Below are 23809 nucleotides of genomic sequence, written 5' to 3' on the forward strand. Positions count from 1 at the left end.
GTGCGGATCGGCCCCGTGTCCGGCGATGGGAGGTGTCCTTGATCACACCGGGGGAGCTCGCCCGGCTGCTGGGGATCCCGGAGCCGACCGACGAGCAGGCCCGGGTGATCGAGGCGCCGCTGGCGCCGATGGCGGTGATCGCCGGGGCCGGGTCGGGCAAGAGCGAGACGATGGCGGCCCGTGTGGTGTGGCTGGTCGCCAACGGGTTCGTCCGGCCCGAACGGGTGCTGGGGCTGACGTTCACCCGCAAGGCCGCCGCCGAACTGGGCGCCCGCGTCCGCAAGCGGCTCGACCGGCTGCGCGAGGCGCTGCCCGCCGACGAGCTGGCCCGCCTCGGCGGCGAGTCGGTGTTCGACGGCGAGCCGATGGTGTCGACGTACCACTCCTACGCCGCCCGCCTGTTCGGCGACCACGCGCTGCGCGAGGCGCTGGAGCCCACCATGCGGCTGATCTCGCCCGCGGTCGCCTGGCAGATCTGCTCGCGCGTCGTCGACGCCTACGACGGCCCCATGGACAAGATCGAATGGTCGCCGGACACCGTCACCAAGGCCGTGATGGAGCTGTCCGGCGACCTGTCCGAGCACCTGCGCGGCCCCGACGACATCCGCAAGGTCGGGGCCTGGCTGGAGGAACGCTTCGCCGCGGTGCGCAAGCCGCTGAAGGCCCAGCGCGACATCCTCGCCAGGCAGGCCGTCCGCGAGCAGCTCATGCCGCTGGTGGAGGCGTACGGGCGGGCCAAGGCCGACCGCGAGGTGATCGACCACGGCGACCAGATGGCGCTGGCCGCCCGCATCGCCCACCGGCATCCCGAGGTCGGGATGATCGAACGGTCCCGCTTCTCGGTCGTGCTGCTGGACGAGTACCAGGACACCAGCCAGGCCCAGCTGGTCCTGCTCCGTTCGCTGTTCGGCGGCGGCCATCCCGTCACGTCCGTGGGCGACCCCTGCCAGTCGATCTACGGGTGGCGGGGCGCGTCCGCCGGCAACCTGCTGCGCTTCGCCCATGACTTCCCGCTGCGGCCCGCGCAGCGGCCCGGGGAGCGGGCGGTGCCCGCACCGGTCGTGCAGCTCAGCCGCAGCTTCCGGAACGGCGAGCGCATTCTCGAGGCGGCGGCGCGGGTCCAGGACGAGCTGCGCGCCGACACCTCGGCGGTGCCGCGTCTGGTGCCGGGTGCGGGGCGGGAGAAGCGCGGCCGGGTCGAGTGCGCGCTGTTCGAGACCGTGGAGGACGAGGCCGAGCGGATCGCCGCGCGCGTGGCCCGTCTGCTGGCCGGGGACCCGGCCATCGCGCCGGACGGCGGGGTCTGGGACGACGGCGAGCCCCTGACGTATTCGGATGTCGCGGTGCTGGCGCGCAAGCGCTCCCAGTTCCCGCTGATCCGCAAGGCGTTGGAGAGCCGGGGCATTCCGGTCGAGGTCGTGGGGCTGGGGGGCCTGCTGACCGTCCCCGAGGTGCAGGACGTGGTGGCGACGCTGCGGGTCATGCACGACCCGACCGCCGGGGCGTCCCTGGCGCGGCTGCTGACCGGGCCGCGTTGGCGACTCGGCCCGCGCGACCTCGTCGCGCTCGGACGCCGGGCCCGTGCGTTGGCGCAGGAGGCGGCCCGAGACGTCACTCCGCCTGCCGCTGAGGCTCCTGCCGATCCCGGGGCAGGGGCTGGGGCCGGTTCCGGGGCCGAGTCCGCCGCGCCGGAATTGCCCGACGACCCGTTGCGGCAGCTGGTCAGTGAGCTGAACCAGGAGACCGGCGGTCTCGTCGACGCCCTGGACGACCTCGGCCCGACCGAGCAGTACTCGCCGGAGGGGTACGCGCGGCTGCGGCGCCTGCGCGACGAACTGCGGGCCCTGCGCCGCCAGGTCGGCCTGCCGCTGCCCGACCTGGTCACCGAGGTGGAGCGCGTCCTCGGGCTCGACATCGAGGTCGCCGCGCGCGCCGGTCTCGACCCGGTCACCGCCCGCGCCGACCTGGACGCGTTCATCGACGCCGCCGCCACCTTCGCCGGGGACGCCGAGGACCCCACGCTCGGCGCGTTCCTGGCCTACCTGCAGGCCGCCGAGTCCGAGGAGTTCGGCCTGGAGGCGGGCCGGGTCGGCGAGAGCAACAGCGTCAAGCTGCTCACCGTGCACGCGTCCAAGGGCCTGGAATGGCCGGTGGTGATCGTGCCCGGCCTGTCCTTCACCCCGCAGAAGAGCGGCGGCCCCGCCAAGGGATCGATCTTCCCGTCCCCGCCGCAGAACGCCACCCGCTGGACCGCCAACCCTCGCGTCCTGCCGTTCATGCTGCGCGGCGACCGCGCCGACCTGCCCGACCTGCGCGGCCTGGAGAAGGACGACCTGGCCGCGTTCGACCGGGCGTGCGCCGAACGCGACCTGCGCGAGGAACGGCGGCTCGCCTATGTCGCGGTCACCCGCGCGTCCCACCTGCTGATCGCCACGGGCTACTGGTGGGGGTCGTCCGGCCGCCCCCTCGGCCCGTCCCCGTTCCTGGAGGAGATCCGCGAGGTGTGCGTGGCCGGCGCCGGCACGGTCGCCGTCTGGACGCCGCCGCCCGACGAGGACGCCACCAACCCGCTGCTCGAACGCGGCGAGGAGGCGCCCTGGCCGTTGTCGCCCGCCGAGCGGGCCGCCCGCGGCGACGCGTCCGCGCGCGAACGCTATGACGCGATCGTCGCGGGCGCCCGCATGGTCGAGGACGCCATGACCGGCCGCAACCTGCACTGGGCCGGCGACGACGGGCTCACCCCGGCCGACCGGTCCCGCATGACCGCCTGGGCGCGCGACGTGGAGCTGCTGCTCGCCGAACGGGACCGCGGCCGCGGCGGCGACGGCATGCAGGTCGAGCTGCCCGCGCACCTGTCGGTGTCGGCGCTGGTGTCCCTCGCCCGCGACCCCGAGGCCCTGGCCCGGCAGATCCGCCGTCCCATGCCGCGCCCGCCCGCCCCCTACGCGCGCCGCGGCACCGCCTTCCACGCCTGGCTGGAGAGCCGCTGGGGCCAGCAGCGCCTCATCGACCCCGACGAGCTGCCCGGCGCCGCCGACGAGGGCGCGGCCGACGACGCCTTCCTCGACCGGCTGCGCGAACGGTTCGAGGAGTCGCCCTGGGCCGCCCGCCGGCCCCTGGACATCGAGGTCCCGTTCGAGACCGTGATCGCCGACCGGCTGGTGCGGGGCCGCATGGACGCGGTGTTCCGCACCGCCGACGGCGGCTACGAGATCGTCGACTGGAAGACCGGCCGGCCCCCGACCGGCGCGGACGCCGACGCCGCCGCCGTGCAGCTGGCCGCCTACCGCCTGGCCTGGGCCGAGCTGGCGAACGTCCCCGTCGAGAAGGTCAGCGCCGCCTTCCACTACGTCCCCGACAACCGCACCGTCCGCCCGGCCGACCTGCTCGACGCCGCCGGCCTGGCCGCCCTGCTGGAGAAAATCCCCGTCGCCGCCAAACCACTGTGATTTGCCTCTGGTCACGGTGCGTCATTTCAGGGATGATCCGGGCAACAACGTCCAGGACGGGTATGACTCCCAGGACGGGTATGTAGGTATGCACTCACCGTGGCCGTTACCCGGCGTGGCGGGTCTGGGTTACGGCGGAGGCGATGTCGCAGAGCGGCGTCGTGGGCGAGGGGTAGGTAGGGGCTAGGCGAAGGCTGGGCGCGGCGGCTAGGTGAAGCCAGGCGGCGGCCAGGCGACGGTTGGCCACGGCCGGGTACGGCTAGGCGACGAGCGGAGGCAGGGGCTTGGCGAAGCGGCACGACGAGACGGTGGTACGGGAGTTCTCCAAGCAGGCGGCCACCTTCGGTGACACGCGCCTCAACGTGGCGTGCACGCGCCACCTGGCGCGGCTGGTCGAGTACATGGAGCCCGAACTGGACCTGGAGGACGTGGTGCTGGAGGTCGCCGCGGGCACCGGCCTGGTGTCGCGCGCGCTCGCCCACCGCGTCCGGCACGTGACGGCTCTGGACCTCACGCCCGCGATGCTCGAACAGGGCAAGCGCGAGGCCGACCGCGACGGCGTCACCAACGTGACCTTCACCCGCGGCAACGCCGCCGACCTGCCCTATCTGTCCCGCTCGTTCACCCTCGTGGTCTCCCGCTTCGCCCTGCACCAGGTCGCCGACCCCGAGGCCGTGCTGCGCGAGATGGCACGGGTCAGCCGCCCGGGCGGGGCGCTGTTCGTCCAGGACATCATCCGCCCGGAGGGCGTCACCGCCGACCCGGACCGCATCGAACGGCTGCGCGACCCCTCCCACAACACCCTGCTCACCCGGGAGCGCATAACCGAGCTGGTCGAGGCGGCGGGCGCCGAGGTCAAGCGCGCCGAGACCTTCGACTACGTCCGGCCGCTCGACCCCTGGCTGGAGCAGTCGCACACCCCGGACGACGTCGCCGTCGGCATCCGCAAGGAACTGGAGGCCGAACTGTCCGGCGGCCCCGCCACCGGCATGCGGCCCTCCATGGTCGACGGGGAGCTGTGCTTCACCCACACCAACCTGCTCGTCCACGCCTGCGCACCGTGAGCGCCCTGCGCGTGCTTCGCGCCGTACGTGCTTCCTGTGGGTTTCGTGCGGACGTGGTTCGCGTGGACGGGCGCGGAGGTGCTTCGTGCTGGGGGCGGCGCGTTCGGAGGCGGGTTCTTGCGGTGAGGGTGGATATGTGCCTGGTGACTTCGAGCAAACGTTCGACGCGTGTGACTTGAGTGCTCTATGTTGTCGAACATGAGTTCTAGCAGTGCTCTGGCCTCTTCCCCCGTACGGCGCCCGGAGCAGCACTCAGAGCAGCAGCGTTCGGAGCGGCGTCCGGAGCGTGAGCCCGCCGCGCTGGCCATGCGCATCGGCGTCGTCGCCGCCGAGGCGGCTCTGGCGACGTTCGCGCGCCACATCGACCTGGACGAACTCGCCGAGGGCGACGTCGACTTCGAAGGGGCCATCGGCCCCGCCGAATGGCCGATCTTCTCCCTGGTCATCGACACCCTGGCCGAGACGCACGCGGGTGACGGCCGCACCCTGGACGAGCGCCGCGCCGACGCACTCAACGACCTGGCCCGCATCTGCCTGGCGGCCAAAGCCCGCGCGGGAGCCGCCTGACCGAGGGACGGGGCGGTTCGGAGATCAGTCCCACCAGAACGACCATGTGCTTGCGTTGACCAGCTCCCGGGCGTACTCCTCGAAGTCCCCGGTTCCCTGGTCGATGTTGTCCGGGCAGAAGGCGTAGTGCTCGGCCGCCACGGCCCGTGCGTGCTCGCGTGTCGTGGGCGGCGCGGCCACTGACAGGCAGAGCGTGGCGAAGCCGACCATCACCACCCGGGCGCCGAACCGCTCCTCCCACGACCGCACCACCACCGAGATCTCCTCGGTGTCGTTGGTGTGGTTCAACGGCCCGTGCCAGCCCACTGCCGTCAGCGCGTCCGCGCCGCGCCTCGCGGGCGCGAGCCCCGTCAGCAGTGACTCTCCGGTTGTCAGTTGCGCCGCGACCAGGCCCGCGAACTCGTCCGGGTCTGTCCGCGCCGGATCGGAAGGTGCGGCGAGCCCCGGCCACGGTCGCGCGAGCGCCGAGTCGGCCCCATGGAACTCGCGGTTCACCTCGGGCTCCCACCAGTCGCGCAGCACGTCCTCCGCGTCCAGAGCGTCGATCGCCCTCACCGAGCGATAGGCCAGATCGCCGGTCGTCCGCCACGGTTGGTCCAGTACGCCGCTGTAAGGATCATCGAGAGTTCCCAACAGCAACGGGTACAACCCCGTCCTCTCACGTGCCGCGTACCAGCGTGTCCACCACGCGCCGGCGTCCGGCATCCGCTCGTCTGCGAGCCAGAGCACCGGCCGTGCGGTGCCGCGGCCCCGCAGGGGAGTGGCATGGACAACGTCGCCGGGAGGAAGCGGGAGATCGCCGGGTAGGGGCGGGAAGGTGAAGTCGGCCACGGGCGCAAACTAGTGCCGCATCAGAGAACCTTTGACCCGTAGTGACGTGACGCGCCGTTCGGATGCTGGTCCGTGCGGCGCGGTCTCGCCAGGCTGCCCGGGTGGCAGAACGGGTACGCGTCCGCGAGATCGATGACGACGAGGGCTGCTGCGCATTGTCCGCAGAGGCACCGGGTCGGTGGTGACCTGGCGGCGGGCCCAGATGGTGCTGCTGTCCGCGCAGGGCATGCCGGTTGGGAAGATCGCCAAGTCCGAGCCGGCCGAGCACGGCCTGCCGTTCTCGACCTGGAGCCTGGCCAAGCCGGCCGACTTCCTGGCCGCCGAGGGGGTGGTCGACGACATCAGCCACCAGGGCCTGCGGGTCCTGCTCCGAGAGGAGGGCGTGTCGTTTCAACGAATAAAGACCTGGAAGACCTCCCGCGACCCGGACTACGCCACGAAGAAGGCCCGCGTCGAGCACCTCTACGCGATCGCCGACGGCGAGGTCATGCCAGAGGAGGGTGAGCCTGAAGTCGTCTTCTGCCTGGACGAGTTCGGCCCGCTCAACCTCCAGCCCCACCCTGGGCGGCAGTGGGCCGAGCGCGGTGGACGGCACAAGGACCCCGGCTGCAACAGCTCCTGGCTCAACCGCATCGAGGCCCAGTTCACCGCCCTGCGTTACTTCACCCTGGACGGTACCGACCACGCCACCCGCAAAGAGGAGGGCAGCATGATCCGCCGCTACATCATCTGGCGGAACCAGCACGCCGCCGACGAACGCCTCCGCGAGAGGTCGTGGCCAGGGCCAACGTCGCCTGAATCGGGCTGGTCTTAACGACTGTGTCACCGGCCGCATCGATCCCCACTTCGTTCGCCGCTCATCAGGGCAGGCGGGCGTGTTCGGCTCGGGTGGCAGCGATCCGCTCACGCGCGAGCGTACGGGCCCGCCCGGTGTCGCCGGTGAGTCGGGCGAGGATCGTTGCGAGCGGCCTGATCTGGCCCCAGCCGCCCCAGTGACCCTCGGGGATCTCGGTGGGGAATACCCAGATCCGGCTGGCGTCACGTGGCCAGGCGCCGTTCTCCGCGTCGAGGATCGCCTCGGTGACCTCGGCGATGACGCTCGCACGCTTCTGCTCGTCGAGCTGGCCCTCGGGGACGGACGGGACGACCTTGTAGCGAGGTGCGTCCGCGGGTTCTCCGCCGACGTAGATGCCGGCCGGTCGGTGCAGCCAGAGCCAGGAGACGGAGCGGCTCACCGGGTCGGCGGGGTCGAATCCCTCGTTGCGGACGAGGATCTCGGTGATGCGGTTCAGCAGCGCCGCCTCGGCGTCCGGCTGGAGCGCGCCGTCGGGAATGTACACGTCGAGCATGGGCATGGTCGCTCCTTTGTGAGTTTAGATTTTCAACTCAGGCCGGATCCTATGAGGGCTAAGTACAATTTGTAAACCCAGATGGGTACACTCGTCCCATGGAGACGCGGCGAATCGACCCAGTGAACTGCTCGGTGGCGCGCGCCCTCTCGGTGGTGGGGGAGCGCTGGTCGCTGCTGATCGTTCGTGAAGCGCTGGACGGCGCGCGCCGGTTCGGAGAGTTCCACTCCCGCCTCGGGATCGCCAGAAATCTCCTGGCGACTCGGCTCGAGACCTTGGTGACCGCGGGAGTGATGCGCCGCGTGCCCTATCAGGAGCCCGGGGATCGGCAGCGCTTCGCCTACGAGCTCACCGAGCAGGGCCGGGCGTTGCGGCCCACGCTCGTGGCGCTCCTGGAATGGGGCGACACGTACCTCGCCGACCCGCAGGGCCCGTCGGTCATCGTCCGGCACCGGCCCGTCGACGATGCGAGCTCCTGCGACGAGCCGGTCAAGGTCGTCCTCGAGTGCGCTGCGGGGCACAGCCACCTCGCCCCGGAAGACGTCTGCCGCACGCCCGGGCCGGGCGCGCGCTTCGTGGAAAGCTCCTGAGATCCCAGGATCGTCCTCAGCAGCTCATATCGCGAGAAGCATGATCCAAGCAGTGGGGCCGACGCCTGGGCCATGGGGCAAACGTTGGATGCTGCGGCACCAGTACCCGACTCCGACAGTTCCGGGACGCCGGCCAGAGGCAGGTCTCGTCACGCTGCCACCGATTCCGCCGGCCCTACGCCGATCTGCTGACCTGCGCCGATCTGCTGGCCTGCGTCGACCCTGCCGGTCTGCGGCGACCTCGGCGAGTTGGGCGTTGGCCGGGGGAGGTCTCGTCGCGCTGCTGCGGCTGGTTTCGACGGTGCGGTGTCGTGTCGGGGGTGGGGCGTTGCCGGTTGGGCTGTGTCCTGGGCTGGCGGTCAGTTCGGGAGGGCGTGGGGTCTTACCTTTCCGCTGCTGGTTCGCGGAAGCTCGTCCACGAAGTACACGTCACGAGGCACCTTGTAGCGCGCGAGGTTCTCCTTGACGTACCGCTTGACGTCCTCTTCGTCGATCGACGCGCCCGGCTCACGGACCACGTAGGCGGCCAGCCGCTGCCCGAAGTCGGCGTCCTCCACCCCGACGACCGCGACCTCGGCCACGTCGGGGTGGCGGCCGAGCAGGTCCTCGACCTCTCCGGGGAAGACGTTCTCTCCGCCCGAGACGATCATGTCGTCGGCGCGCCCGTCGACGAACAGTCGTCCCGCCGAGTCGAAGTGGCCGAGGTCACCGCTGCCCGCCAGGCCTTCGTGGACCCGTTTGCCGCCGCCACCGGTGTAGCCGGCGAACCGCAACCCGCCTCCGGTGTAGATCTCCCCGATCTCTCCGGAGGGGAGTTCCCGCCCGTCCTCGTCCAGGATCTTGATGGTGAGGCGGAAGGTCGGTCGGCCCACCGTGCCAGGTGCCTCGCGCAGATCTCGCGGGGTCGCGATGGTCGCCCATCCGGTCTCGGTGGCCCCGTACACGTTGTGCAGGACGTCCCCGAAGACGTCCATGAACGCCTCCGAGAGGTGCGGATGCAGCGCCGACCCGCCGGACACCACTACCCGGAGCGAGTCCGGCAGCGGCCGCCCGCGTGAGGCGTCCAGGATCCGCTGGAGCATGACCGGGACCGCGACCAGCGCCTCCACCCGGTAGGCGTCGACGGCGTCCAGCACCTTGCCCGGATTGAACCGGCGCAGCAGCACCAGCGGCATGCCCATGCCCAGGGCGACCAGCATGTACGCCATACCGAGGACGTGGAACAACGGAGGAGCGACCAGGATCGGCGCCCCCGAACGCACCGGAACCCGCATCAGATGACTCAGTGCCGCCGGAACCACTGCCGCGAGCGAGACATCGTGACGTGCTCCCTTGGGGGTGCCGGTGGTGCCGGACGTGAGTATGACCACTCGGCTGGGGCGGGGCGGCTTGTACGCAACGGGCTCTGTGTCCGCCAGCTCCTCGATCGTGGGGAGGCGAGGGTCGCTCGGGTGATCCGTCCACGCATGGACGCGCTGACCATCGAAGGAGGACTGCTCCACCACCTCGTCGAACTCCTGGTCGTGCAGCAGCAGCCGGACGCCTTCGCGCTCGGTGACGTCCCCGAGCTGCGTTGCGGAGAAGTCGGTGTTGAGCAGGACCACGTCATTGCCCAGCCGCGACGCCGCCAGCAGTGAGATGACGAACCCGCGATGATTGCGGCACAGCACTCCTATGCGTGCCTCCGGCTTTCCGGCGTCCTGTTGGTTGGAAGTTGCTTCGCCAGGTTGTGTGGGTGTGTGGGTCGTGGCGGTGGGTTCTTCGGTGGTGGTGGGGGTGGCGGCTGACTTCTTGTTTCGGGATGGAGTGGCGTTGGTGAGGCGCTGGTGCAGGGCGGTGGCTACTGCGGCTGCTTGCTGCTCCAGCTCCACGTAGGTCAGGGCGCCGCGTTCGTCGTGCAGCGCGGTCCGGGCGGGAAACCGCAGCGCCGCCATCGCGCCCAAGGTCGCGGGCGTCGGACCGAACCGCGCACCCGCGAACACCAGCCGCACCGCCCGGTCTGGCCGGACCGGATGCAGCACGCCCACGTCCCGCACCGCGCGCGTAGCGCGCGCTCCCAGACTCGCCACCGTCCGCACCCGGTCGAGCACCACAGCCGTTCTCCTCCTGACCAACCCGTCGACAGGTCAATGACATACCCACCCACGAGCGAACATGTGGTGGCGGGCTGTGCTGTCCCAAGGCGTGCGGCGCTGCGGACCTGGTGATCCATAAGGTTCAGGGGGCACGTCACCGCAACGGTGAGCCTCGTGAGCTACGAAAGTCAAGGCAGAACCAGGGAAGCGGCCACCTGGTACACCCGCGCCGCCCGCGGCGGGCACGTCAAGGCCTACGACCGCGTCAACGTCCTCAGCCACCAGCTCGTCACCGACATCATCCGGCTCACCCAGTAGCCTTCCCCCGACGCCGTTCCCGCCGACGCCCCCCCGACGGCAGCCCGGCCGGACGACACCCCGCTTCCGCCGAACGGACACCCGCGCGTGACGGAGACGTCAAGCCCTTGACGCAATCGCCGTCCGAGGCGCGCCGACGACCCGGACGAGCCGGCGAACTGGCTTGGTGGGCGCTCGGCGGCGGCGTTTCGGGCTGATATCAAGTAGCGCATGGCGAAGTGCGCAGGCGGCGAATAAAGACTCCATGCATCAGAGCATGTCTCGCTCTACTATTGCCTTTCCAAGTCGGCCTAGCCCTGAGGTACTGAGCGCATGATAGACGTGCGCGATGTGGGGGCTCCGGGCAAAAGAAGTGCCCCACCTGCCGTCCCTTTTTCTCTGTGAAGCCTGGCCGATGCGCCCATGCCGTCGCCCCGGTCAGAGCGGGCGCCTACGGGCGCCGAGGGGCGCCGCCGCCGAATGGTTCCGCCGGCTCGCTGAGAAGCAACCCGGGCCGGCCGCCTGATGCCTCTCAGAACATGCAGCGCATGCTGAACTCGGTGACCTAGTACGGGCCGTGAGTCAAGACCTTAATCGCCCCCGCAGCCTCCGCATCCCCCCTCTCCGCCGCTGTATCCGCCATATCCTCCGCCGCCGCCACCGTATCCGCCGCCGCCACCGTTCGGTGGGTCGTCCCACCCGAAGGTGGCGGCAAGCAGGAAACCCAGGATGACAACGAGCGCGAGGGCTCCGGGGCCGTCCTTCTCCGGGTTGGCCGCCACATAAAGGAAGACAGCGGCTATCAGCGCCAGGATGACAACGCGCACGCGCATGAGCACGACGGCCTCCTTAGCTTTACGAGGGCCTCACTCGGTCGGCCCGCCGGGTGCTCTGTTCGGGGGCAGCAGGTGATGCGATAGGGAAGCTCAGGTATGTAGGTCTTCCAGCGCTCTGGACAGAGGAACGACCTCCGTGCACAGCATTTTCTTGATCGGGAGGATCCGATCAGGTGGGTGCGAAGATGGTCTTCTGTGATGCTGAGGATCGTGGATCCGTCGGGTGAGAAGGCGAGCCCTCGTACGGTTCCGGGAGAATCGGGGCCTGCCACCTGCCGCCAGGCCCAGACCTTCTGGCGGAGCTTCTCTCGATCACGGTCGCTCATGCCGTGCAGCGCCTTGACGGCCACCCGCTTGCCGTCAGGACCGCAGCCCTCGTACACCACCCCTTGTCCGCCCGCACCAAGCCATCCGTCGAGATGGAAACTTCCCAGCTGCTGTGGGTCGTCTGGAACAGGCGGTTTCACCAAGGCAAGCCTCCAAGGGGTTGCCGACCTGGCTGGTGAGGGCTTCATCGTCCCTCAAAAAGACGCTCGTGTCTGCACGATGGTTCGGTGTAGAGATAGAGACCTGGCGGCCAGGTGGGCGACGGTGCGGAAGCGGCTGCCGTCGCCGACGTCGATGAGGATGCGGGCGGCGGTGCTGACCCCATGCCGGGCATCGAGATCAGGGCCGGGGAAAGAGGGGGGTCTCCAACAGCTGCTCGATCCCGGCCCGCCGGCACGGCGCGCTGGTCGTGAACGGTGCTGAGCGAACGTGCCGGGCTGGGGGTGATCAGTGCGGCGGCGTCCGTGCCGGGCATCGTCACGGTCTGCTCGTCCAGCGCGGACGTCGTCGACCTCGACGGTGAGACGTCGGCGCCGAGGTCGGTCAGTAGCGCGGCGGTTCACCCGGTTCCGGTGCCGAGCTCCAGCACCTTGTACCCGGGGCCCGCCTCCAGCAGTTCGAGCATCCGCTGCACGAGGCTGGGGGCCGAGCAGGAGCAGATGGGCATGGCGGCCGGGTCGGCGGTCCGATCGATCCAGGAGTCGGGGTCGTCTACGACCGCGCCGACCATGGCGACGGGCGGGATGAACAGGTGCCGGGCAACGGCTGTGGTGCGTCCGGATTCGTACCGGTGGACGGAGCGTAGGGCTGCTACTGGTCGAGGTAGTGGAACTCGGGTTTCGGGTGCATCAGGAAATCGTGGTGGGAGATGTTCCAGGCGTAGGCGCCCGCCATGGCGAATGCCACCACGTCCCCTGGTTGGAGTGGGGGGACGGGGACGTCGCGTGCGAAGACGTCTTTTGGCGTGCACAACTGGCCCACCAGCGTCGCTCGCTGCGTCGGCTCCGGGGTGGCTCTGGACAGGAGGGGGACGAACGGCTGGTTGTGGCCCTTGGTGACGGGCGTGCGCATGTGATGTGTGCCGCCGCGTAGCACCACGTAGGTCTCGCCACGTGTGGTCTTCACGTCCAGCACATCGGTGACGTACCAGCCGTGGTAGGCGGTGACGGCGCGGCCCGGTTCGATGCGTAGGCGGACGTTGGGGGCGGTCAGGGAGGCAAGCCCCTCGGCGTAGGAATCCCAGTCGAAGAGCTGGCCGGGGGTCGTGTAGTCCACCGCCATGCCGCCACCGACGTTCACCTCGGGGTGGGTGATGCCGCAGACGTCGCGTAGCCAGGGGACGGCCCAGCCCTGGATGTGGGAGGCCAGGTCGAGCATGGCTGGGGCGTCCAGGCCGGAGGCCAGGTGTGCGTGGATGCCGCGCAGGTGCAGCCAGGGGCGGTCGGCGATGAGTTTGGCGCAGGTGTCCAGGGCGTCTTCGTCCATGCCGAAGGGGCCGCTCATCGAGAGGGCGGCGCCGGATGTCGCGACCGGCAGGTTGGCGCGTAGCAGGATCTCGGCCGGGCGCTTCAGGGAGGCCAGGCGGTGGAGTTCGTGGGGGCTTTCGACGTGCAGGCGGTGGACGTCGAGGTCGAGGGCCAGGCGCAGTTCTTCGTCGGTTTTACCGGGGCCGCCGAAGGCCAGCCGCGCGTGCGGCAGCACCTGGCGCACGTGGACGAGTTCGCCTCCTGAGGAGACCTCGATGCCGTCCACGAACGGGTCCAGGGCGCGCAGGAGGGGCGCGTCGGGGTTGGCCTTGGCCGCGTAGTAGAACTCCGGGCCGCGGCCTGCTGACGGCGATTTCAGGGCGCTGTGGAGGGCTTCGGCGTGCGAGCGCAGGCCGGGGAGGTCGTACACGTAGGCCGGGAACCGTTCGAGCCGGCGGACGTACGACAGCACGTGCGGTGGGATCTTCATCCGATGTGCCTTCCGATGGGCGTCCGGCTCACGTACAGAGCGGCGCCTGGGTGGCCAGGGGGTTGGGGGCCGTCACGTATCCGGCGCCGCGATCAGCGGTGCGGGCCCAGCGTGCCCGCAGGTTCGCCTTGGCCGGGAGCGGTACGCCTGCGAGCAGTGCCCTGAGTTCCGGGCGGCGTGCGCCTTCGTAGGCGGAGAGCAGGCTGCGGGCGGTCGTCCACAGTTCGGGGTCGAGTTCGGGATGCAGGTCGGCGACGGCTGCGGCGATCTCCGCCAGGTGGTTGACGAGCAGGCAGTAGACGACGCGGTTCCAGCCGCGTTCGGGGTCGTAGGTGAGGGATTGGCGGATGCGTGGAGGCAGGTCCGCCAGTTCGTCGAGGAGGCCGTGGCGGGGGACGAGCTTGGTGCCCTCCAGGTCGCGGAAGACCGCGCGGACGGGCATGCCTTCGTCGTTCACGGTGATGAGGACGTTCTGTAGGTGCGGCTCCAGGACAACGCCGTGGTCCAGGTAGGCGTGTAGGACGGGGAGTGCGACCCGTTTCACGTACTGCTGCCACCAGGTGAGGGCGCTGTCTGGGGAGGCCATCGCGGGGAGTTGGGCCAGAAGCGTTCCGTAGGGGTCCGCCAGGGCGCCTGCGAGGAGCGGGGTGCCGGGCAGGTCGCCTACGCCCTGCCGGAGGATGACGCCCAGGCCCTCGTAGAGGTGGCGGTCGGCGAGTGCCACGGTGCGGTAGGCGGGTTCGGCGAGCAGGACGCAGGCGTCGAAGCGGGCGCTGAGGGTGGCGAAGACGGGGCGCAGCAGGCGGTTGAGGACGGTGGCGCCGGTCAGTTCGTACCAGGCGTTCTTGCGGACGCAGTTGGTGATGCGCACGTCCAGGCTGAATTTGCAGAACAGGTCGGCGGCCGGGACGTACACGGTGCGGACGGAGGAGGTCGGTATGGCCTCCGGGCCGCAGAGGCCCAGGTCACGGACGAGGCCCTTGCGCAGGGCCCGCTGGAGTGCGGGGTGGTCGCCGAGCAGGGACAGTTGCCAGGGGTGGGCGGGGAGTGCCCGGTAGCCGGGGGGAGCGGCGGGGCCTAGGGCCTCCAGAGGGTCGAAGGCGTTCGGTTCTCCTTCTTCTGCGAGGAGTTCCTCTCGGACCGCCAGCCAGTGGGGTTGGAAGCGGGCGCGGGTTTCGGGGGTGTAGGGCAGCCACTGCTCCGGGGCGCCCTGGCGTGCCTTGGGGGAGGGGTGGAAGCGGTGTCCGGCGACAAGGGATTGCTCCGACTCCACATAGCGGCGGACGGCCTCGGATGGCAGTTCGCCGGGGGAGGAGTCGCCTCGGGTCTTGAGGATGGCGGTCAGGGCGGTGTGACTGTTGGCGACCTGGGCGGTGAATTCGGGGTTGGCCTGGCCGGTGGCGAGTTCCAGTTCTCCAGCGACGAGGTTGCTGAGCCGGTCCCAGGGTGCCGCGATCCAGTCGTCGTCGCGTCGTTCCTCGTACGGGGGGAGGAGCCGGTATGTGGGTCCGGCCGGGGGACGTGCCAGGCGTGCGCGCAGGACGACCCCGACCCGGGGGAGGCGGACGATCAGGTGCGCGCCGTCCGGCCATATCTGTTGCTCGGGCGCGCAGACCTCCCGCACCAGGCAGTTGAGCAGTGCGGTCGCCGTGGCGTCGTCGGCGGTGAACGTCGTCGTTCGTGTCAGGAGCACGGTTCGTTGTCCCGGAGGTAGTTGGGCCCGGGCGGGCCGTAGTGCTTGTTGATGTCGGCGGCCCCCGTACGGGCCTTGTCCACGAGCGTCCCTGCGGTGACCATCGCCTTGGTGGGCAGCCGGTCGGCGTCGAGCGTGCGGGAGCGCAGGAACGCGTCGTCCGGGCCCAGAGCGGCGTCCAGCCGGTCCCGGATCATGGCCAGGCCGGTCCGCAGCGGCAGCAGCCCCCGTTCGGCCAGCCCGAAGGCGGGGGCGGCGGCGCACAGGTGCAGGGTGATCGTGACGAAGACGCGGGCGAGGGCCTCGGGGTCGCGCGTGGTCATGCGCGGGTCGGCGAAACCGGAAGCCGCGTCGGCAGCGGCGGGGCCGAGGGTGCCCGCCAGCCGGTCGGGGTCGAAGAGAGCCCCGTCGTTGTCCTTGAGCAGCAGGGACGGTTGGTCGTCCCCGGTGATGACCAAGGACACGTTCTGTTGGTGCGCCTCAAGGGCGATGCCGTAGCGGAAGAGGGTGACGTTCCAGCGCAGGAGCACGTCCAGGTAGGCGCCGAACAGCGTTGCGACGTCCCAGCGTTCGATGACGTTTTCGCCGTTGGGTGTCCTGGCCAGCAGGGCCGCCACGGGCACCACGTGTGCGCTCGCTGTGGCTTCGGGGAAGCGGCGGACCAGGTAGCCGAGCATGGGGGAGCCGGCGTGACCGAACGTCTGCTCGTCGGCCAGCAGCACCGGTAGGTCGGGTTCGTGGTCGAGCACTCGGCGCAGCAGGCGTTCGGCCAGTGCCCCGTCCGGCAACGTTCGGGGGACGATGGTGCGCCGGTTGCGCAGGCCCAGCGTGCTGGTCGGCAGCGGCATCTTCACGTGGGTGAGCGGGCCGACGGCGACCGTGCGCATCGAGAGGGTGGGGGCGGCCTCTATCCGGGGGTGGGGGGCGATGGTCACGTCCTTGTGGTCGGAGAGGTGGCCTACCGAGAGGGGGTGTACGGGGAAGAGGGCAGTGTCCGCGTTGAGGCCCACTTCCTCCGGGGTCGGCCACCATGGGGGGTGCGGTCCCGTGGTTGTGGTGAGTTCGTGGGGGATCGCGGCCCAACGCAGGGGGAAGGACGGGGCGAATTCGGGGGCGTACCGGCGTTGCTGCTCTTCGGTCAGGCCCGTCCGGGCCAGACCCGTGGGGTAGACGGGGTGGTCGTTGTAGGCGGCCAGCGTGTCGTAATACGTGCCGGGGCCCCGGCGTTGCTCGTCGGGCACACGGGACAGCCGGGCCATGACTTCGGGGCGTGCGCGCTTGTGCAGGCGCAGGGTGGCGAGTGCCTCGCGGCACTCGCGCTCGAAGGCGGAGATGTCGTCGCGTGGGTCCGCCACGTGGCGAGCTATGCGCAGGACGTCGTCGAGCTTCAGGGGCTGGCCTGGTTCCACGGCCAGGTCGTGGAGGAAGCGGTCGCGGCGCAGTCTTATGACCGGTGCGCCTGGCAGCGCCAGGGTCCGTTGTCCGGTGTCTATGAAGCGGCGCAGGTTGCCGTAGTCCTCGCGCAGCAGGGTGTCCAGGACGCGTGTGGCGAGTGCCTGTTCGGTCACGTGATCGTCCACGTGTGGGCGGCGCGGAAACGGGCTATGGCGGCTTCGACGTCGTCCTGGGCGGGTCCGATGGCCCGGATGGTGCCCAGGTAGTCGCGGTTGGTGCGGGTCAGCTCGAACGTCTCGCCCACGGCGCGCTGAGGCAGGTAGGACAGGCGTACCGCGCCGTCGGTCAGTTCGACGGCGCTGGGGGCGGCCGTGAGCGTGCCGGCGCGTTCGGCGATGACGACGTCCGCCACGGCGTGGCCGCCCGTGGTCGCCGGGGTGGCGGGCAGGGATTCGCCCAGGTGCACCCGGAGGATCAGTTCGTGCAGGGGGACGCCCAGCAGGTCCGCCAGCAGGAAGTCGCAGTGGTCGCCGATGAGCCGGTAGTTCACCTCGATCAGGCGGGCTCGGCCCTTGTGCACGACGAACTCGGTGTGGCAGGCCCCGAAGCCGATGCCCAGGGCGTCCAGTTGCGCGAGAACCTGGTCGGTCTCAGGGGGCGGCGGGGCCCATTCCAGGCGTTCCTCGATGAAGTGCGGGGGCGGGGAGAGCCGTGTGCGGAACGACCCCAGCACTCGGATTTCGCGGCCGTCGCCGAGGGTTTCCAGGGTGTGCAGCCGTCCCGGCAGGTACTCCTCGGCCACCAGGGGGCCGGAACGGCGTGCCCGTATCTGTGCACGGCGTGCCGCCAGTTCCTCGGGGCCGTCCACGAGGTAGACGTCCTCGCTGGCCACGCCTTCGCGCGGCTTGAGGACGAGCGGGTAGGGGGCGTCCGGGGGGACGTGGTCGGCGTCGGCGGAGAACACCGGGTCCACCCCGGCCAGGTGGTGGCGCATGAGCGCCTTGTTCTTGGCGCGGGTCGCGGCGCGCCAGTCCTTGCCGGGGAGTCCGAAGTAGGCCGCGGCCAAGGCGGTGGGGGCCTGCAGGAAGTCGCTGTTGGAGAAGACCGCGCGAGGTGTGCCGTCCAGGGCGGCCATGCGGGCGACGATGTCCCGGTAGTCGGTGACGTCGCACTCCACGATCCGGCCCGGGTGGACGCCGGCGTGCTCGGCGGGACGGTCGGTGAGCAGCACGACGTCCAGGTCGTACGCGTTCGCCAGGTGTACGGCCGCGGGCAGGAACCCGTGGGTGACCGAGTCGGTCGTCTTGCCGGCGACGAGGTAGAGCGAGGCGGCCACGGCGCCCCTTCCAGGTGAGGTAAGCCTTGCCTAACTCGTTGATCACCATAGCGGCGGGGCCGTACCCCGCGTGCGAGAAACGCCGTCACGGCCCCAAGATGGGCGCATGGAACTCCTGGACCGGTGGACCGCGCTGGCCGGGCCGCAGACCCGCACGATCGGGGAACGGCTGGCCGCCCGCTACGCGGAGGAGCACCGCCGCTACCACACCCGCGACCACCTCACCGCCGTCCTCGACCTGGTCGACGAGCTGGCGCCCTACGCGGCCGACCCCGACCTGGTACGGCTCGCGGCGTGGTTCCACGACGCCGTCTACGACCCCGCCCGCGCCGACAACGAGAAGCGCAGCGCGCGTCTGGCCCGTCGCATGCTCGCCGACACCGACCTCGCGCCGGACGCCGTCGCCGAGGTGGCCCGTCTCGTGGAGCTGACCGAGTCGCACGCCCCCGATGAGGACGACCGCAACGGCCAGGTCCTGTGCGACGCGGACCTGGCCGTGCTGGGGTCGGATCCCGAGCGCTACGCCGCCTACGCCGCCGCCGTACGCGAGGAGTACGCCTTCGTCCCGGAGGAGCTGTTCAAGGCGGGCCGCGCCGAGGTGCTACGGAGCCTGCTCGACCTGCCCGCGCTGTTCCACACCCCGGAGGCGCGCGGACGGTTCGAGGACCGTGCCCGGCAGAACATCAGGACGGAACTGATGCTGCTGAACGGGTGAGGGGGTTCTCAGGTGCGGGCGGTCTTGCGGCGGCGCAGGCCCGCGCGGGTGAGGCGCAGCAGGAGTTCCTGGCAGCCCACGGGGCTGGCTCCCATGGCGACCGCGGCCTCGTAGAGTTCGGACGGGACGTCATAGTGGTCGCGTTCGAACGCCCTGGGCGGGAGGCCCAGGTCCGCGGCGAACGTGTGCAGTTCCTCGAAGGACACGTCGCTGACCATGTGGGACCACACCCGGCCCCGGGCGGGCCACAACGGCGGGTCGATGAGGATCAAAACACCTCCACGGTGTGCCGGCGGGCGGATCCCCTACAGTGCCAGACGGAACAACCTGCAAGGGAGCATGGCCCATGGACGTAGCCGCGTACATCCAGGCCAACAAGGCCGAATTCTTCGCCGACCTCAAGGAGTGGCTGGCGATCCCCTCCATCTCGGGGCACCCGGGCCACACGGGGGACGTGCGGCGCTCGGCGCACTGGTTCGCCACGTATCTGCGCACCATGGGGTTCCCCACCGTGGAGGTGTGGGAGACCAAGGGCCTTCCCGCGGTGTTCGCGGAGTGGCCGGCGGCCGATCCGGACGCTCCCGCCGTCGTCGTCTACGGGCACCACGACGTCCAGCCGGTCGAGCCCCTGGACGAGTGGGAGACCGACCCGTTCACCCCTGTGGAGAAGGGCGACCAGCTCATCGCGCGAGGGGCCTCCGACGACAAGGGGCAGGTGTTCTTCCACACCCTGGGCCTGCGCGCGCTGATGGCCGCCGGGGACGCCACGGCCCCGCCCGTGACGATCAAGCTTCTGGTGGAGGGGGAGGAGGAGTCGGGCTCGGTGCACTTCGCCGAGCTGCTGCGCGAGCACCGCGACCGGCTCGCCTGCGACGCCATCGTCATCAGCGACACCACCATGTGGTCGGCCGACGTGCCGTCCATCTGCACGGGCATGCGGGGGCTCACCGAGGCGGAGCTGTCGCTGTACGGGCCGGACACCGACCTGCACTCCGGGTCGTTCGGCGGCGCCGTGCCCAACCCCCTGCACGCGCTGGCGGACCTTCTGGCGGCCCTGCACGACGAGGACGGGCGCGTCACCCTGCCCGGGTTCTACGACGACGTCGTCCCCGTCACCGACGAGGAACGGGAGCTGTTCGCCCAGCTCCCGTTCGACGAGGCCGCCTGGCTGCGCACCGCCGGAAGCAGCCGCGCCGCCCACGGGGAGAAGGGCTACACCACCCTGGAGCGCGTGTGGGCGCGTCCGACGGCCGAGGTCAACGGCATGTGGGGCGGGCACACCGGTCACGGCGGCAAGACCATCGTGCCGCGCGAGGCGCACGCCAAGATCTCGTTCCGCCTGGTGGCGCACCAGGAGCCGCGCAAGGTGCAGGAGGCGTTCCGCGCGTGGGTCGCCGAGCGCACCCCGCCCGGCATCAAGGCCGAGGTGACGATCCCCGGCGGCGGAGTGCGGCCCTGCTTCTCCCCGATCGACTCCGCCGGAGTGCGGGCGGCGCGGCGCGCCATGGAACGGGCCTTCGGGAAGCCGATCCTGTTCACCCGGGAGGGCGGCAGCGGCCCTGAGGCGGACCTGGCCGACATCCTGGGGGCGCCGCTGATTTTCCTGGCGGTCGGCCTGGATGAGGACCGCATCCACGCCCCCAATGAGAAGGTGGAGATGCCGCTGTTGCTCAAGGGGGCGGAGGCGTCCGCCTACCTGTGGGAAGAGCTGGCCACCGCCCTGCGTTAGCGCTGCCATCGGGGCCCCTGGCCCCGGCCGACCTGTCTGCTGGAAGGACGCACTCGTTGCCGGAGCCGTACGAAACCCTGGAGTGGCTGGCGCTGGCGCGCGGTGACGTCGACCGCGTGGCCGAACGGCGCCGCGACGATGCCTGGTTGCGGGAGGTGTGGGCCGACCCGGGGACGCGCGTGCTCGTCGTGGAACGTGGCAAGACGCTCGTACGGGACGACGGGGAACCGCGGCTGCTGCTGCTCACCCCGGAGGCGGCGCCCGAGGGGGACCGCTACCTGCTGGGGGTCGATGACGACGGCGTCGCCTACTTCGCCGTGGCCGCACCCCTGCCCGTCGTGGAAGGCGCCCGGCCGGCGGGGCTGCGGCACGTGGGGGCCGTGCTCGAAGACCGCGACTCCGGGCTGCTCACCCACGCCGTCGCGTTGGAGCACTGGCATGCCACGCACCGGTACTGCCCCGGCTGCGGCGGCCCCACCGAACTGGCCGCCGCCGGTCACGTCCGCGTGTGCCCCGCCGACGGCAGCGAGCACTTCCCCCGGGTCGACCCCGCCGTCATCATGCTGCTGCGGGACGAACGGGACCGCGTGCTGCTGGCCCGCGCCCCCGCATGGCCGCAGGACCGGCGCTCGATCCTCGCCGGATTCGTCGAACCCGGGGAGTCCCTGGAGCAGGCCGTGGCCCGCGAGGTGCGCGAGGAGGTCGGCCTGCCCGTCTGGGACGTGCGCTACCTGGGCAGCCAGCCGTGGCCGCTGCCGCGCAGCCTCATGGTCGGGTTCTTCGCGCGCACGGACGGCGACCGTCCGCTGCGCCCCGACCCGGAGGAGATCCTGGACGCCGCCTGGTACACGCGCGACGAGCTGCGGACGGCGATAGAGGCGGGCGAGGTGGTGCCGCCCGGCCCGCTGTCCATCGCCGCGCAGCTCATCATGCGCTGGTACGGCGGGCCGCTGCCCAGGACGCCGGAGTTCTGACGCCCCGGGGCGCAGCACGCCTCAGGGGCCCGGCGCCCGGTCAGGGGCGGGCGCTCACTGGCCGTTGAGCTCGGCCAGGTGGCGCTTGACCTCCTTGGCGCTGGGGTTGGTCAGCACGACGCTGTCGCCGATGGTCACGGTCGGGACGGTCTGGTTGCCGCCGTTGACGCTCATCACGAACTCGGCGGCCGCCGGGTCGCGCTCGATGTCGATCTCGACCATTTCGATGCCGTCCCGGGCGAGCTGGCTCTTCAGCCGCCGGCAGAAGCCGCACCACGACGTGGTGTACATGGTCAGCTGCCCGGTGGACCGGGGGGCCTGGTCGGCGGTCGGGGTGGCCATCGGTGCTTCCGTCTCCTTCGGTCGGCTTGTCCGGGCTCGTCCGGACGCGGTGCCCGCGCCGGACGCCCTTACTGCGAACACCGCGCTCCGGCGCCGCATTCCGGAGGTTATCCACAGGCCGCGCGGAAGGGCCATCCGGTCCCCCGCGGCTGTCACGATGGAAGGCATGTTGGCAGACGGGGTTCTGGAAGGGCTCGATCCGGAGCAGCGCGCCGTGGCCGAGGCGGTGCGCGGCCCGGTGTGCGTGCTGGCGGGCGCGGGCACCGGCAAGACCAGGGCGATCACCCATCGGATCGCCTACGCCACGCTCACCGGCGTGGTGACGCCGCAGCGGGTGCTGGCGGTGACGTTCACCACCCGCGCCGCCGGCGAGCTGCGCTCGCGGCTGCGGCGGCTCGGCGCGCCGGGCGTGCAGGCCCGCACCTTCCACGCCGCGGCGCTGCGCCAGCTGTCGTACTTCTGGCCGCGGGTGGTCGGCGGCGAACCACCCAAGATCATCGAGTCGAAGATCGCGCTGGTGGCGGACGCGGCGCGGGCCCTGCGGCTGTCCTACGGCCGCACCGAGCTGCGCGACGTGGCCGGCGAGATCGAGTGGGCCAAGGTGACCCAGACCCGTCCCGAGGACTACGCCGCCGCGGTGGCCGCCGCGTCGCGCCGTCCCCCCGCCGACGTGGCCGACATCGCCGGCGTCTACGACATGTACGAGACGCTGCGCCGCGAACGCAACCTCCTGGACTTCGAGGGCATGCTGGAGCTGACCGCCGCGGTGCTCACCGAGCATCCCGAGGTGGCCCGGCAGGTCCGCGACCAGTACCGGTACTTCGTGGTCGACGAGTTCCAGGACGTCAACCCGCTGCAGATGCTGCTGCTGGAGGCGTGGCTGGGCGAGCGCGACGACCTGTGCGTGGTCGGCGACCCCAACCAGACGATCTACTCGTTCACCGGCGCCACCCCCTCCTACCTGCTCGACTTCACCAGGCGCTTCCCGGGCGCCAAGGTGGTCAAGCTGGTGCGCGACTACCGGTCCACGCCCCAGGTGGTGCGGCTGGCCAACGGCGTCATCGGGCGGGCGTCGGGCGAGGCGGCCAAGCGGTACCGGCTGGAGCTGGTCGCGCAGCGTCCCGACGGGCCCGACCCGGTCTTCGTGTCCTACGACGACGAGGTCGCCGAGGCCGACGACGTGGCCCGCCGCGCCCGCAAGCTCATCGACGAGGGCGTGCCCGCCCGCGAGATCGCCGTCCTGTACCGGGTGAACGCCCAGTCGGAGACCTACGAGGCGGCGTTCGCCGCGGCGGGCGTGCCGTACGTGCTGCGCGGCGCCGAGCGGTTCTTCGAACGGCCCGTGGTCCGCGAGGCGGTGATCCGGCTGCGCGGCGCGGCCCGGGCCGGGGCCGACGCCGAGACCGACGGCATGGGCCTGGTCGCGACCGTGCGGCACGTGCTGACCGGCGCGGGCTTCAGCGAACGGCCGCCCGAGGGCACCGGCGCGGCCCGCGAGCGCTGGGAGTCGCTGGCCGCGCTCGCCCAGCTCGCCGAGGACATGGCGGCCGCCGATCCGTCCGCCGGGCTGCCCCAGTTCGTGGCCGAGCTGGAGGAACGCGCCGCGGCCCAGCACGCCCCGGCGCTGGAGGGCGTCACGCTGGCCTCCCTGCACGCCGCCAAGGGCCTGGAGTGGGACGCGGTGTTCCTGGTGGGCCTGGTCGAGGGCACGCTGCCGATCGTCTACGCCGAGACCCCCGAGCAGATCGAGGAGGAGCGCCGCCTGCTGTACGTGGGGGTGACCCGCGCCCGCGAGCACCTCACCCTGTCCTGGGCGCTGGCGCGTTCCCCCGGCGGCGCGCGACGCCGCCGGGTGTCCCGCTTCCTGGACGGCCTGACGCCCAGCACCCAGACGCCGACCCCGGCGCGCGCCGACCGCTCCAAACGGCGCGGCGGCCGGGGCCCGCAACCGTGCCGGGTGTGCGGCCGTCCGCTGACCGCCGCGATCGAACGCAAGCTCGGCCGCTGCGAGGACTGCCCCGTAGAGATCAACGAGGAACTCCTGCTCGCCCTGCGCGACTGGCGCGCCCGCACCGCCGGCGAGCAGCGCGTCCCGCCGTACGTGGTGTTCACCGACGCCACCCTGCAGGCCATCGCCGAACACGACCCCGAGTCCCTGGAGGACCTCGCCCGCATCCCCGGCGTCGGCCGGGTGAAGCTCCAGCGCTACGGCTCCGACGTCCTGGCCCTCTGCCAGGGCGCCCCGCCGTCCGGGGGTGATCCGGCCGGTACGGGGTGAGATCCC

At 71.3% G+C, this 23809-nt stretch carries 21 protein-coding genes and 1 pseudogene; 10 read left to right on the forward strand and 12 right to left on the reverse strand.

The genetic code is table 11. The features are described 5' to 3' along the window. The first annotated feature begins 38 nt into the window (after positions 1-38). The 3 genes from ABD811_RS28855 to ABD811_RS28865 all read left to right on the forward strand — a co-directional run bounded on the left by ABD811_RS28855 (position 39) and on the right by ABD811_RS28865 (position 5080). Positions 39-3449: an ATP-dependent helicase gene (locus ABD811_RS28855; protein ID WP_344954053.1), complete on the forward strand. Its 3411-nt coding sequence runs from the start codon at positions 39-41 to the stop codon at positions 3447-3449. A 284-nt stretch (positions 3450-3733) separates the two neighbouring features. After that, positions 3734-4513 (forward strand): class I SAM-dependent methyltransferase, encoded by a 780-nt coding sequence (locus ABD811_RS28860; RefSeq protein WP_344954055.1) that lies wholly within the window; start codon positions 3734-3736, stop codon positions 4511-4513. A gap of 198 nt (positions 4514-4711) precedes the next feature. Continuing rightward, the gene (locus ABD811_RS28865; RefSeq protein ID WP_344954057.1) at positions 4712-5080 is read left to right on the forward strand and encodes a hypothetical protein; all 369 of its coding nucleotides are present in this window, start codon (positions 4712-4714) and stop codon (positions 5078-5080) included. 24 nt (positions 5081-5104) lie between these two features. On the opposite strand, the gene ABD811_RS28870 is transcribed toward ABD811_RS28865, so the two are convergent. Beyond that, entirely contained in the window at positions 5105-5911 is an 807-nt protein-coding gene (locus ABD811_RS28870) for a DUF4253 domain-containing protein (RefSeq protein ID WP_344954059.1), read from the reverse strand. Between the two features lie 181 nt (positions 5912-6092). Here ABD811_RS28870 and ABD811_RS28875 point away from each other — a divergent pair, with 181 nt between their 5' ends. Further along, on the forward strand, positions 6093-6725 hold the full coding sequence (locus tag ABD811_RS28875) for a hypothetical protein (protein WP_344954061.1): 633 nt from the start codon (positions 6093-6095) through the stop codon (positions 6723-6725). Between the two features lie 46 nt (positions 6726-6771). On the opposite strand, the gene ABD811_RS28880 is transcribed toward ABD811_RS28875, so the two are convergent. Continuing rightward, positions 6772-7266 (reverse strand): tautomerase family protein, encoded by a 495-nt coding sequence (locus ABD811_RS28880; protein ID WP_344954063.1) that lies wholly within the window; start codon positions 7264-7266, stop codon positions 6772-6774. A gap of 92 nt (positions 7267-7358) precedes the next feature. Between ABD811_RS28880 and ABD811_RS28885 the strand changes: the two genes are divergently transcribed. Beyond that, positions 7359-7850, forward strand: coding sequence for a winged helix-turn-helix transcriptional regulator (locus ABD811_RS28885; RefSeq protein ID WP_139578314.1), 492 nt, complete (start codon positions 7359-7361; stop codon positions 7848-7850). Between the two features lie 359 nt (positions 7851-8209). Here ABD811_RS28885 and ABD811_RS28890 read toward each other — a convergent pair whose 3' ends face one another. Continuing rightward, positions 8210-9943, reverse strand: a complete 1734-nt coding sequence (locus tag ABD811_RS28890) for an AMP-binding protein (protein WP_344954068.1) — start codon at positions 9941-9943, stop codon at positions 8210-8212. Between the two features lie 156 nt (positions 9944-10099). Here ABD811_RS28890 and ABD811_RS28895 point away from each other — a divergent pair, with 156 nt between their 5' ends. Further along, a complete protein-coding gene (locus ABD811_RS28895) occupies positions 10100-10243 on the forward strand; it encodes a hypothetical protein (protein WP_344954070.1) in 144 nt (47 codons plus the stop codon). Between the two features lie 569 nt (positions 10244-10812). Here ABD811_RS28895 and ABD811_RS28900 read toward each other — a convergent pair. From ABD811_RS28900 to ABD811_RS28925, 7 genes and pseudogenes are all read right to left on the reverse strand, one after another. Next, the gene (locus ABD811_RS28900) at positions 10813-11061 is read right to left on the reverse strand and encodes a hypothetical protein (protein WP_344954072.1); all 249 of its coding nucleotides are present in this window, start codon (positions 11059-11061) and stop codon (positions 10813-10815) included. Between the two features lie 569 nt (positions 11062-11630). After that, positions 11631-11749 (reverse strand): annotated as a pseudogene (locus tag ABD811_RS44050) (transposase); the annotation flags it as partial. A 195-nt stretch (positions 11750-11944) separates the two neighbouring features. After that, positions 11945-12115 (reverse strand): hypothetical protein, encoded by a 171-nt coding sequence (locus ABD811_RS28905; RefSeq protein WP_344954074.1) that lies wholly within the window; start codon positions 12113-12115, stop codon positions 11945-11947. Between the two features lie 80 nt (positions 12116-12195). Next, the gene (locus ABD811_RS28910) at positions 12196-13341 is read right to left on the reverse strand and encodes a type III PLP-dependent enzyme domain-containing protein (RefSeq protein WP_344954076.1); all 1146 of its coding nucleotides are present in this window, start codon (positions 13339-13341) and stop codon (positions 12196-12198) included. 28 nt (positions 13342-13369) lie between these two features. Continuing rightward, positions 13370-15034 (reverse strand): IucA/IucC family protein, encoded by a 1665-nt coding sequence (locus ABD811_RS28915; RefSeq protein WP_344954078.1) that lies wholly within the window; start codon positions 15032-15034, stop codon positions 13370-13372. Next, positions 15025-16602 carry an IucA/IucC family protein gene (locus ABD811_RS28920; RefSeq protein WP_344954080.1) on the reverse strand — a complete coding sequence of 526 codons (1578 nt, stop codon included), beginning with the start codon at positions 16600-16602 and terminating at the stop codon, positions 15025-15027. Before ABD811_RS28920 ends, ABD811_RS28915 begins: the two co-directional genes overlap by 10 nt. Next, positions 16599-17765, reverse strand: coding sequence for an ATP-grasp domain-containing protein (locus tag ABD811_RS28925; RefSeq protein WP_344954082.1), 1167 nt, complete (start codon positions 17763-17765; stop codon positions 16599-16601). Before ABD811_RS28925 ends, ABD811_RS28920 begins: the two co-directional genes overlap by 4 nt. A 106-nt stretch (positions 17766-17871) precedes the next feature. Here ABD811_RS28925 and ABD811_RS28930 point away from each other — a divergent pair, with 106 nt between their 5' ends. Then, the gene (locus ABD811_RS28930) at positions 17872-18480 is read left to right on the forward strand and encodes an HD domain-containing protein (RefSeq protein WP_344954084.1); all 609 of its coding nucleotides are present in this window, start codon (positions 17872-17874) and stop codon (positions 18478-18480) included. 8 nt (positions 18481-18488) lie between these two features. Here ABD811_RS28930 and ABD811_RS28935 read toward each other — a convergent pair whose 3' ends face one another. Further along, positions 18489-18752, reverse strand: coding sequence for a DUF4031 domain-containing protein (locus ABD811_RS28935; RefSeq protein WP_344954086.1), 264 nt, complete (start codon positions 18750-18752; stop codon positions 18489-18491). 74 nt (positions 18753-18826) lie between these two features. Between ABD811_RS28935 and ABD811_RS28940 the strand changes: the two genes are divergently transcribed. Beyond that, positions 18827-20209 carry a dipeptidase gene (locus ABD811_RS28940; RefSeq protein WP_344954088.1) on the forward strand — a complete coding sequence of 461 codons (1383 nt, stop codon included), beginning with the start codon at positions 18827-18829 and terminating at the stop codon, positions 20207-20209. 56 nt (positions 20210-20265) lie between these two features. After that, positions 20266-21183, forward strand: coding sequence for an NAD(+) diphosphatase (gene nudC, locus ABD811_RS28945; RefSeq protein WP_344954090.1), 918 nt, complete (start codon positions 20266-20268; stop codon positions 21181-21183). A 54-nt stretch (positions 21184-21237) separates the two neighbouring features. Here the strand turns inward: nudC and ABD811_RS28950 are convergent, their stop codons facing one another. Continuing rightward, positions 21238-21525 carry a mycoredoxin gene (locus tag ABD811_RS28950; RefSeq protein ID WP_344954092.1) on the reverse strand — a complete coding sequence of 96 codons (288 nt, stop codon included), beginning with the start codon at positions 21523-21525 and terminating at the stop codon, positions 21238-21240. Positions 21526-21691: 166 nt separating this feature from the next. Here ABD811_RS28950 and ABD811_RS28955 point away from each other — a divergent pair, with 166 nt between their 5' ends. Continuing rightward, a complete protein-coding gene (locus tag ABD811_RS28955) occupies positions 21692-23803 on the forward strand; it encodes an ATP-dependent DNA helicase UvrD2 (RefSeq protein ID WP_344954094.1) in 2112 nt (703 codons plus the stop codon). Positions 23804-23809 lie beyond the last annotated feature (6 nt).

It is taken from the genome of Actinomadura miaoliensis, assembly GCF_039536785.1.
GTDB lineage: Bacteria > Actinomycetota > Actinomycetes > Streptosporangiales > Streptosporangiaceae > Spirillospora > Spirillospora miaoliensis.